This window comes from Chloroflexota bacterium (genome assembly GCA_026710945.1).
GTDB lineage: Bacteria > Chloroflexota > UBA11872 > VXOZ01 > VXOZ01 > VXOZ01.
Map to the genome: position 1 here is coordinate 130383 of JAPOQA010000021.1, position 10573 is coordinate 140955.

General features: G+C 59.6%; 9 protein-coding genes. 5 read left to right on the forward strand and 4 right to left on the reverse strand.

The annotated features are described in order from the left end of the window. The first annotated feature begins 166 nt into the window (after positions 1-166). Together OXE05_04430 and OXE05_04435 are read left to right on the forward strand one after the other, a co-directional pair. Entirely contained in the window at positions 167-1387 is a 1221-nt protein-coding gene (locus OXE05_04430) for a hypothetical protein (GenBank protein MCY4436561.1), read from the forward strand. A 246-nt stretch (positions 1388-1633) separates the two neighbouring features. Beyond that, entirely contained in the window at positions 1634-1933 is a 300-nt protein-coding gene (locus OXE05_04435) for a hypothetical protein (protein MCY4436562.1), read from the forward strand. Positions 1934-2102: 169 nt separating this feature from the next. On the opposite strand, the gene OXE05_04440 is transcribed toward OXE05_04435, so the two are convergent. From OXE05_04440 to OXE05_04450, 3 genes are all read right to left on the reverse strand, one after another. Further along, entirely contained in the window at positions 2103-2474 is a 372-nt protein-coding gene (locus tag OXE05_04440) for a DUF559 domain-containing protein (protein MCY4436563.1), read from the reverse strand. 140 nt (positions 2475-2614) lie between these two features. Continuing rightward, positions 2615-3928 (reverse strand): neutral/alkaline non-lysosomal ceramidase N-terminal domain-containing protein, encoded by a 1314-nt coding sequence (locus OXE05_04445; protein MCY4436564.1) that lies wholly within the window; start codon positions 3926-3928, stop codon positions 2615-2617. A gap of 244 nt (positions 3929-4172) precedes the next feature. Beyond that, positions 4173-4907 carry an amidohydrolase family protein gene (locus OXE05_04450; GenBank protein ID MCY4436565.1) on the reverse strand — a complete coding sequence of 245 codons (735 nt, stop codon included), beginning with the start codon at positions 4905-4907 and terminating at the stop codon, positions 4173-4175. Between the two features lie 226 nt (positions 4908-5133). On the opposite strand from OXE05_04450, the gene moaC reads away from it, so the two are divergent. From moaC to OXE05_04465, 3 genes are all read left to right on the forward strand, one after another. After that, the gene (moaC, locus tag OXE05_04455) at positions 5134-5661 is read left to right on the forward strand and encodes a cyclic pyranopterin monophosphate synthase MoaC (protein MCY4436566.1); all 528 of its coding nucleotides are present in this window, start codon (positions 5134-5136) and stop codon (positions 5659-5661) included. Between the two features lie 643 nt (positions 5662-6304). Further along, positions 6305-8803, forward strand: a complete 2499-nt coding sequence (gene gyrA, locus OXE05_04460) for a DNA gyrase subunit A (GenBank protein MCY4436567.1) — start codon at positions 6305-6307, stop codon at positions 8801-8803. 414 nt (positions 8804-9217) lie between these two features. After that, positions 9218-9844 carry a TlpA disulfide reductase family protein gene (locus OXE05_04465; GenBank protein ID MCY4436568.1) on the forward strand — a complete coding sequence of 209 codons (627 nt, stop codon included), beginning with the start codon at positions 9218-9220 and terminating at the stop codon, positions 9842-9844. 33 nt (positions 9845-9877) lie between these two features. Here OXE05_04465 and folB read toward each other — a convergent pair whose 3' ends face one another. Then, positions 9878-10282, reverse strand: a complete 405-nt coding sequence (gene folB, locus OXE05_04470) for a dihydroneopterin aldolase (GenBank protein ID MCY4436569.1) — start codon at positions 10280-10282, stop codon at positions 9878-9880. Between the last annotated feature and the right edge of the window lie 291 nt (positions 10283-10573).

Here is a 10573-nt window from a genome sequence, read left to right on the forward strand (position 1 = left end):
TGGGGACTAACGAGTGGGAAAGAGACAGCGCATAGTTCTTGACCGGAGAGCCTTCTTGCAGTTCTCTGGCGCAAGCCTCGCGGCGTGTGGGGCCACCTTTGCCCTGAGTTGGCCTGCCTACGCCGAAATCGCTGACCCGGAAAGCGAAGGCAGAGACGCAATCTCTTTGGAAGACCTGCTTCAGTATGCCCGCACTGGAGCCATACCATTCTGGGTCGCCAGCGAGTTTGTAGGAACCTGGTTAAACAACCTCAGATTCAATGCCTTACCATCTGATTTGAATCGTTATTACCGGAATGCGGGTAGCACATATCGAAGTCTCGTAGGTGCAGAATCGATCTGGGAGACAATCCCGCGGTCAGTACGTGTGGGCGGACCGGATGCGCTGCGGGAGTTTCATGCGTCAAGGGACTGGAGTCACTTTGTTCCTCGCAGCCTTGGTGGCAGTGACAGCGCTAACGCGGGCATTTTCGAAAAGAAACTGCTCAATCAAGTCAGAGGCGCCGCACCAATGACTGCGGCTGAGATTGCCCAAGCTAGGTACGCACTCAATGCAACGGCCGTGCGCAATGCCGTTACATTGGCGGCCAAGGCCACGGTTACGGGGGCCTTGGTCGCTGTTGCGATTGAGGGGACATTTGCTGTAATGGAATACGGCTTACTGTACCAGGAAGGAAAGATAAGCCAACCTGAATTCTTGCTGCAAGTTGGACAACATCTAATCCAAAGTGGGGGAGTATCTGTTGCGATAGCAGGACTAGTGGTTGGTCTGACGCTAGTATTCCCGCCGCTCCTACTAATACTTAGCTCTATGACATTGCCCTTGGCCTTTGTTGTCTTCGCACTTGTAGGGCATCGTTTCTACGAATTGAGCGCTGAGTGGATGCAGAGCGTTGGACTTGCACCGTTGCAAGCAGCCTGGGACAAAGCGAAGGCCGTCCCATTGCAGGTTTGGGCAGAAGCGTCACATACTCTTGCAGGATTTCGTCAGCAATTGGGAGATATCTCTACTTGGGCCTTGAGGGAAGCGAAAGATGTTGCCGAGGGCGCTTGGCAGGGAACAGGAGATGTTTCCGGAGTGTTGTGGCAGGGAGCCGGAAATCTCTCTATGAGAACTTGGCAGCAAGTAGAGGGCCTACCTGATGGCACTTTGGTAGGCATAGGCGAATTCTCTGCTGGAGCCTGGCAGGGCGCGGGTAGCGCTTCCCAAAGAGCGGTGCAGGTTACTTCGGAGACATCGATGGGCGCTTGGGAGTGGGTATCAGTTACGAGTGACGGAATTGCTGTGGACGTAACTGGGGTGCCAGAGCAAATACTAGATTGGATTAGAGATGCGGCACTACCATGGCTTCGAGATAGGGCGTCACCAGCCGTGTTTTGGAAATAGGCCGGAGCATGAAGGGCGCATTCAGCAGACGTTGGCCGCGCGCTTGTTTCGGAGGAGGAGCGATCCTTCTCCTGTCAACGTTGAGAACGCTCAGACTTGACGGTATAATCTCTGCGTGACGCGCGAGAAGACTTGCGATTGAAGATGGATTCCCGCGCAAGCGGGAATGACGGAAAACGGTGTTCTGATCTCAGAATGATGTCGGACTGTGCGGCTCATGAGCCGCAGTTAGGAGACATGGCCCAGATGCCGATGCGGGATGAACAAGCGTTGTGGTGTGTGGAGTGGGGCAAGCGCGCCACCGAGGGACGGTACTATCCAGACGGGTACTCGCTGCACACGTCCTTGGCCGACGCCGAAGAGTATCAGCAGGTCAACCTGACGCGCTCCATGGCGGCGACCCAATGGCAGGGCGAACCCCGCGTGCTCCTGCGCAAGCCCTACCGCTGCCTGGTGCCTGATTGGCAGCACCAGCAGACCCTGGCCAGCGACATCGGCGCCCACTTCAGCGGCGCCTCCCCCATGCCGCTCTCAGAGGCCGGTTGAGGGGACAATTGTCTTTCAGCACTGCCTCATCTCAAATGCCAAGTCACAGTGCAGTTCGTCGCTGCAATTGCCGCGCTTTCTTCTTGCATTGTCCGCGAAAGTGCAAGAGAAATCTTGGACACTCTCCATCTCGCGGAGACCCTCTGGTTCCCTCTCCTGGGGGAGAGGGTTAGGGTGAGGGCGACTCTTGGACTTGCCACTCACGTAGGGTAGCATCCAAGACTGCTTCCGTCTGCGTCAGCACCTGTTTGATCCAGATTCGACCTACGCGAAACCCCTGTGCCTCCGGCCAATCCGTGCGAACTGAATCCTCTTCTTTGCGAAGCTGGCGCTGACCACCATCTATCTCAATCGCCAGGATTCCCTCATAGCGCAGGAAGTCAACAATGTACTTGCCACGGGGTGCTTGTCTGCGGAATTTGCAGCCGACAAACTGACGACTGTGCAAGTGACGCCGCAGGATCCTCTCGGCTTCTGTTGAGTTCTTGCGGAGTCGTCGTGCTCTAGCGGCGCCTTGCGATGCCAAGACTTTCGCCCTCACCCAAACCTTCTCCCCCAGGAGAGGGCTTTAGATTCAAAACCGCTGCGATTGCATCCAAGAACTGCGGCGTGTTCACTATCCCGCACACGGCGAACGAGCCGAGGAGCTTCCCGCAACACCTAATTCAACTGACGGTGAGATCACGCAAGTGTGCCCGCGATGCGGAGGGCTTCGGACACTACGATGTGTTCGGCTTGGGGCTGGTAGGGTGCGGGCAGGTGGTAGAACTTGTGCGAGCGCGTGGGTTCGTAGCCGCCGTCTGCGTATGATGCCTCGGTGCAGAGGTAGCCGATGGTGTCGTTGGAGTAGCCTAACGTCCACGCCGCTTGACCCACGTGGTCGGCCATGAGCGCCGCCTCGATCTGCAGGCCGACTTCCAGGAAAACCTCGGCTCCTAGACCCACCATCCAGAGCCCGCCGATGCGCAAGACCTGGATGGGGAAGTCCACGCTCGTCGGCAGCGACCCGTTGCTCTGCAGGCGGGACAGCATCGACCCGGTCCAAAGCTGCATATAGTTGTCGTCTTTCGCCTTGGCACGCATGTCCTTGAGTTCCGCCGCCGTGGGTGGATCCATTAGCGGCAAAGACACGAGCTCGTGCGCCACGCCGATGGGATAGCCCACCACCATAGTGGCTTCCCGCGCCGCGCGGGCGGCCAGCGCGCCGACGCCGCGGCCGTGGGTGTCGATTTCCTCGCCGCTGCAAGGATGGAAGCGTGTGCCGCCCGGTGCGATGACGCGCACGCGCATGTTGCCCGCACAGCCCTGCAAAAAGCCAACCACTGGCGCTCCCTGGTCGGCGAACTGTCGTTCCACTTCCTGTCTGGCGGCGGCCACGTAGTCGCCGTTCACCACCGGCATGCGGTAGGCGTACCCGGTCGGATGGAACGCCCCCGAGAAGAGTATGGCAACCACGGTCCCATCCAGACGCTCGAAGCGCATTGCGCGGATGCGCTGGTCCACGATGCCGTCGTAGTTCGGCGCGAGCTGGGCCTCGCCGCCCTCCATGCGCCGCCGGTTGATGGCGAAGTTTCCTTCCGCCGCGCCCACGCGCAGCGCCACTGGCTCCAGGCTCGCGTCGGCGCGGGTGACGGCGTCGGCGAGGGATTGCACCAAACTCTGGTAGTACGTTTCATCAATCTCATCGGGAAGGGCCTGCAGAATCGCGGGTCCGAAGTGACTGTGCGAGGCATTGATCAAGACGCTGGCGCCAGGAATCGACGACTGCCGTGACACGCGCTCCCGCACGGCGTTGACCAACGGCGCATCCAAACCGAGCACGTCAAGTCCGACAATTGCCACCTTGTGCTCACCGTCGCTGAGCACCACGGCGGTGGCGTAGAGATCGTGGTAGACGCTCTCCACCCGCAGGTCCGCCCGGCTCGATTGGAACGCGCTCCCCATGGGCGGCGTGACCGCCACTTTCGCCCCACCGGCCATTAATCTCGTTGCCATAGTCGCTCCTCAATCTGCATGCGTTGTATGCCACGTAATCATACCAGGCGGGGCGCGTATCCCTTGTTCGCCAGTCATAGCGAACGATACCGCGTGGGGGCAATTGCTTTTCCCCTCACCCCAACCCTCTCCCCCAGGAGAGGGAGCTGTCGCCCGTGGCCACACTGGGCCTCAAAGCAACTCGCAGGTGTATTTGCCTGAGAGTGTGATTCGCTTCCTCATTAAAGCGCACTGCTGCTTGCGACTACACCGCGCCACCGAGCAATGCCAGGATGTTGCCGCCCATGATTTTGGCGTAGTCCGCTTCGGGGAACTCCCAGACCTTTACCTTGGCCATTTCGGGCAGGGGCGGATTATAATCGCCACCGCCGTCCGACCCCCAGATGAGCTTGTTTGCGCCAAGGGCGTGGTAGGCCTCGCGGATCATCCATGGGCCGCTGGTGAACGAGGTGTCGAGCCAGATGTTGTCGTGGCGCTTGGCCACGTCGAAGAAGCGCCAGTTCATGTCCTGGTCGCGGCTGGAGCCCAGGTGGGGAATGATGATCTTGGCCTCCGGTACGGCGTCCGCCCAGCGGTCGGGAAACTCCGGCCGGTGGGCGCAGCACAGCAGGATGGGAAGGTCGTAGCCGGCCCCTAGTTCGAGTATGGGAAGGAAGAGCGCGTCGGTAATCTCCCCCTTCACCTCGCCAAAATGCAACTTGATGCCGCGAAACCCCCAGTCCTCGATGGCGCGGCGCAACGCTTCCATGCCCACAGACCCTTCCTCCGGCACCATGTGGGCAAACGGAATCAGCCGGTCTTCGCGACCGCTGATCGCCCGGCGCGTCATTTCGTTGGATTCGCGACTGGGGAGACAGATGCTGAAGACGCACGACTTGTCCACACCGGCTTGGTCCATGTACCGGATGGTGTCGTCCGGGTCCAACTCGCGGCGGTACACGTCGCCGCCTTTGATATGGACATGAGCGTCGATGATCATGTTCTTCTTCCCCAGTTAACAAGATTTGGCCTTGGCGGCGATGAAGTCTTGCAAGCGGCTCAACCCGCTCTGCAAGCACGCTGAGCACGCTTCTCCCCGTTACCTCTGCCACCTAGTATAGCCCCACGCGCAAGATGCACGTGCATATGTGAAAAAGGGCACAAGCCTCACGAAAATGCTATAATGGATGTAGCCCCCCACATATGGCATCAAGGCGATTCTGGCAGTGGCGCTTACACACTTCAATGAGTCCGGTTTGCCGCGCATGGTAGACGTGGGTGACAAGCCGGATACCGCCCGAGAGGCCACCGCGCAAGGCGCAGTCGTGATGCTGCCGGAGACCTTGACACTTATCCGCCAACAGCAGGAAACGCCGCCGCAGGCGGTTGGCCCGCTCAAGAAGGGCAACGTGTTGGCAGTGGCGCAAGTGGCGGGCATCATGGCGGCAAAGTCCACCTGGCAACTCGTCCCGATGTGCCACCCCTTGCCGTTGAGCGGGGTAGATATGAACTTTAGCCTGGACGAGGCCCAGAGTTGCGTTCGCATCCAGGCTTCGGTGCGCACCACGGGCAAAACGGGCGTGGAGATGGAAGCGCTTACCGCCGTCAGTGTAGCGGCACTCACCATTTACGATATGTGCAAAGCCGTGGATAGGGGCATGCGCATCGAGAGCGTGCACTTGGTTCAGAAGAGCGGCGGACAAAGAGGTGACTACGTCGCATCGGATGCCGCTGATGCCACGAATGACAGTTGAAAAATTCTAGGCCTGTAAATGCCGTGTGGCGTGGCGAACTGTTCCGCAATTTCGGCCTAAACCTGCTCGGGACGGCCTTGGCACAACGCAGTGTGTGCACGCTGGTAGCGTGTGCACACGGGTAGTGGCAGCAACTGGTGCAATCTGCGCGGAGACGAGGACCCTAGTTTCCCAGAGACACTGAAAGCACCACCTGGTCGTGGCAGACCGCATACGAGAGATGAATTCGGCGACTTCGATGAATTCGAAGGCCTCCTGATCGCTGTGCTCGCTTGCGCGTTGGTTGAGGTCAAAGGTCGCAGACCACGTGCAATCTCAGATTGAAGTGTAGCGCGAGGGGCTGCCCACCCGCTTTAGGTGGAGCCGCGTGGCAGGGAGCAGGCGAAGTCTCTCTCTTGCCGGAGAGACGGCAGTGGACGCAGGTTGCGAACCTACGCTACCGGAGCATAGTCAGGACGCAGGTTACAAACCTGCGCCACCGGGGCAAAGTCAGGACGCAGGTTGCAAACCTGCGCTACCGGAGAGAGTTTGCGTCTTTTACGAAGGCAGCCGAAAACGTCTGTTTTCACAACAGTGACGGAGCGGTCCGAGAATTACGAAGTGACAGCGCCGCGAGTGCCATTTCTGACCGCAAGGAGAGCGTATGGCAGACACCCTTGACCCCAATTTGGAAGCTGTAAGACAGGTCAATATTGAAGACCAGATGCAGTCGGCGTACTTAGACTACGCCATGAGCGTCATCGTCTCGCGCGCATTGCCGGACGTACGCGACGGCCTCAAGCCGGTGCAGCGGCGGATTCTTCACTCCATGCAGGAACTCAACGCCCGGCCCGGCACCGCGTATAAGAAGAGCGCGCGTATCGTCGGCGATACCATGGGGCGGTACCATCCCCACAGCAACGAGCCGATCTACGATGCCATGGTGCGTATGGCGCAGACATTCAGCATGCGCTATCCCTTGATTGACGGTCAGGGGAACTACGGCTCCGTAGATGGCGATCCGCCTGCCGCAACGCGCTACACCGAGGCGCGGCTGCATGCTCTCGCGATGGAGATGCTGGCCGATATCGATAAGAATACGGTTGATTTCAGCCCAAACTTTGACGATACGCTGAAAGAACCGACGGTCTTGCCCAGCAAAGTGCCCAATCTTCTCATCAACGGCGCCGCCGGCATAGCCGTGGGCATGGCCACCAGCATCCCGCCCCACAACCTGAGCGAGGTGGTAGACGCGCTCACGTTCCTCACTGACAAGATGGCCGCTGGCCAAGATGAAGACGTGGGCGTGGAAGACCTGATGCAATTCGTCAAAGGGCCGGACTTTCCGACGGCCGGGACGATAGTCGGCACCGAGGGCATCCGCGAGGCCTACGCTTCGGGACGGGGCCGCGTCATCGTGCGCGCGCGGGCGCGCATCGAGGAAATGCGGGGCAATCGCTTCCGAATTGTGGTTACTGAGCTGCCGTACCAGGTCAATAAGGCGGCCCTGTTGGAGCGCACAGCGCAACTGGTGCGCGACAAGAAACTAGAGGGCATTAGCGAACTGCGGGACGAATCCGACCGCTCCGGCATGCGCATGGTGATCGAGCTGCGGCGCGATGCCTTCCCGCAACAGGTGCTCAACCACCTTTACCAGCATACGGCGATGCAATCGTCGTTCTACTGCAACATGCTGGCGCTGGTTGACCAGCAGCCCCGGGTGCTGAGTCTCAAGTCACTCCTGCGCGAGTATATTCTCTTCCGGCAGGAAGTCGTCATCCGGCGCACCCAATACGAGTTGGAGCGCGCCCGCGAGCGCGCCCACATCCTGTTGGGCCTGATCACTGCCCTGGATAACCTGGATGAGGTCATTGCGACCATCCGCAGGTCCCGCAATGCCCAAACGGCACGCAACAACCTGCAGCGCGGCTTCGGCCTCAGTGAAAAGCAGGCGAATGCAGTCTTGGGAATGGAATTGCGTCGGCTGGCCGCAATGGAGCGCCGGGCGATCCTCGACGAGTACGAGGAGATCAAGCAAACGATCGCGCGCTTGGAGGCCATCCTGGGCGATATTGGCGAGGTGTTCGCCATCATCAAGCAGGAACTCGCCACTCTCAAGGACAAGTTCGGCGACGAGCGCCGCACGGTGATTTCTGAAGACATCGATGCCAGCTTCTCGCAGGAAGACCTGGTGCCTAAAGAGGATGTGCTGATCACGCTCACCGAGCGCGGCTACATCAAACGCCAGCCCGCGGGTGAATTTCAGGCCCAACGACGGGGTGGCAAGGGCATAATTGGTATCTCGACACGTTCCTCCGATGCCGTGCAGACGATCCTGCTGGTCGATTCGCACGACTGGATGCTTATCGTCAGCGACCGCGGCCGCGCTTTCACGCTGCGTGCCTATGAGATTCCGGAGGGCACGCGCACGGCCCGTGGCCAGAATATGGTCAATCTCCTGCAAGGCATCACGCGCAACGAACGTATCGCCGCCATTGTGCCGGTACCTTCGTTTGACGAGGCCGACGGCGCCTTCATCACCATGGTGTCCGTAGCGGGACAGATCAAGCGCACACGGCTGAGCGCCTTTGCGAACGCGCGCACGAATGGCGTCATCGCCATGAACCTGGCCGACGACGATGCCCTGTATGCGGCGATGCTCACCGATGGCAAGCAGGAGGTGATCCTCTTTACGGCCCAAGGGCAAAGCATCCGCTTCCCTGAGGCCAATATTACTGCCCATTCGCGTACCGCCGGTGGGGTGAACGGCATCTCGCTCGGTGAAGGCGATAAGTTAGTGGGCATGGCGCTCGTACAGCCCAAGAGCGATGCCCTGCTCATCACGGAGCACGGCTACGGCAAACAGGTGGACATCGAGGAGTTCCGCGTGCAATCACGCGGCGGCAAAGGTCTCATTGCCCTGAAGGTAGATGAGAAGAGCGGGCCCGTAGTTGGCGGGCGCATTGTCACGCAAGATGATGACGAAATCTGCCTCATTACGCGCAACGGCCAGATTACCCGTGTACCGCTGACCGAGATTAAGCGGCTTGGCCGAACCGCGCGGGGAGTCATCGTTATGCGCATGCGCGCCGAGGGAGATACCGTGGCAGGCGTGACTTTGATCCCCAAGCCCGGCAACCGGCAGCGCGCACTCTTTGCTTAGCTCCGTTACAAGTTTGGAATGCCCGATATTGTCGAAGAGATGCTTCCTCCCGATGGTGCGCCATGTACCTCAGTCGGGACAATGGGAGGGAGGCACTGCTGGGCTCGCTGCAATTGACAGAGTCCGACTGCTAGGGCAGTATGCGGGAGAGAAGGGTCTCCCAATGGCAGGGGCCGACAGGGACAGCCTCAAAAGGTTTCGAACCTGCGCAACTCAAAAACCACCGCACAGGTAAGCCAGGCAAGTCTGTGTCTGACCATCTTGCGACGCAGGGAGGCAAGTGCGCAAGTGCGGTTGTGATGGCGCGGCGCACGATTTCACAAACGAGTAGTCTACCTAAGTATAATCGGGCAAGAGAGCACTAACATGCCAAGAGCGAAGTCGAAGAGACGCAACACCCAGAGTCGAAGGTCCATGGCACGGGCATGGCGGAAGTGGATTATTCCGGTTGTGGTCGTGCTTGGAGTCCTGGCACTGGTTGTGCCATCCGTCCTGCCCGGCATCATTGGAACACCCCAGCCCGCCGACAGCAGCAGCGCGCTGCCGACGGAGGATATGGGAGAATCTCAGCAGCGCTCGATCCTGGAAGTTGGTTCGACTGCCCCAGGCTTTTCGTTGCAGGATACCGAGGGGGAGACGATCAGCCTCGAGTCGCTGGAGGGCAAACCGGTGCTGATTGCTTTCTTTGCGCCGTGGTGTCCGCACTGCCAGGACGAAGTGCCGCGTCTCAATCAAATCCACGCGCAATACGGTGACCGCGTGCACATCGTCTCCATCAGCGCGACACCGTATGGCAAGGACTATCCGGCCGATAGGAGCTCGATTACGTTGGACGACCTCACGTGGTTCCAGGAAGAATTCAGCATTACGTATCCACTGCTCTTCGATCCGGACGTGGGTGTGGGGACGGCTTATAAAATCGGTTCGTTCCCGACGACTTATTTTCTCGATGCGCAGCACCGCGTGGTGGAGGTTTTCGAGGGCGGGAGACCGGTAGCCGAGTTCCAGAGTGTCCTGAATGGAATCCTCGGCAATCAGTAACGCGGTAAGGACTAAGTAGCAGCCAAGTCTGGGCTATGCAGTTCCCCTTGGCAATGCCGCGCCGGGATCGGCTCTTCTACGGCTGATCTGCACCCCCGGCATGCCGGACCGTCCCGTGGTGGGAAAGAGCGCCGGTTTGCCGACGCGGACGCGCACTTCTTCACACGCGGGAAACTTCGCAAGCAGCGTGGCGGCAATGCGGTCTGCCAGATGTTCTAATAGCTTGCACCGCGTGTTTTCCACCACGTTCACAACGTGGCGGTAGACTGCCCCGTAGTCGATTGTGTTGCTGACGTCGTCGCTCGCGCCCGCGGGGCGCAGGTCGCAGCGGAGCTCAAGGTCGAAACGCAGCACTTGTGGTGAGTCGCGCTCCTCCTCAGTTACACCAATGTGGGCGGGCAGGCGCATGCCTTCTATGAAAACGGAATCTTGTGTCATGAGCGCTCTTTCATTTCGCAGGCAACAATTCACAAGAGCGGCGCGCAATGCGAGCGCCGGAATGCCAGGTTCCCTTACCCTTGCCAAGGCGCGAAAGTCCCCTCTCCCACCGGAGACTTTTGCATAACCCCACTTTCAAGCAGGGGCACTCCCTTTCCCGTCGAGGAGACCTTTGCATAACCCTCGCCACAGCGCAGATGTCCCCTCTCCCTCGACGGGAGAGGGCTAGAGCCTGCCCCGTACTCGATACGGGGGTGAGGGTGAATCTCCTGAATTCTCTCCATAGCATAC

What these genes read in the sequence shown, in the direction of transcription:
- OXE05_04435 (MCY4436562.1), top strand. Translation starts at nt 1,634, where the DNA reads ATGCCGATGCGGGATGAACAAGCGTTGTGGTGTGTGGAGTGGGGCAAG.
- OXE05_04445 (MCY4436564.1), bottom strand. Translation starts at nt 3,928, where the DNA reads ATGGCAACGAGATTAATGGCCGGTGGGGCGAAAGTGGCGGTCACGCCG.
- OXE05_04450 (MCY4436565.1), bottom strand. Translation starts at nt 4,907, where the DNA reads ATGATCATCGACGCTCATGTCCATATCAAAGGCGGCGACGTGTACCGC.
- gyrA (MCY4436567.1), top strand. Translation starts at nt 6,305, where the DNA reads ATGGCAGACACCCTTGACCCCAATTTGGAAGCTGTAAGACAGGTCAAT.
- OXE05_04465 (MCY4436568.1), top strand. Translation starts at nt 9,218, where the DNA reads ATGGCACGGGCATGGCGGAAGTGGATTATTCCGGTTGTGGTCGTGCTT.
- folB (MCY4436569.1), bottom strand. Translation starts at nt 10,282, where the DNA reads ATGACACAAGATTCCGTTTTCATAGAAGGCATGCGCCTGCCCGCCCAC.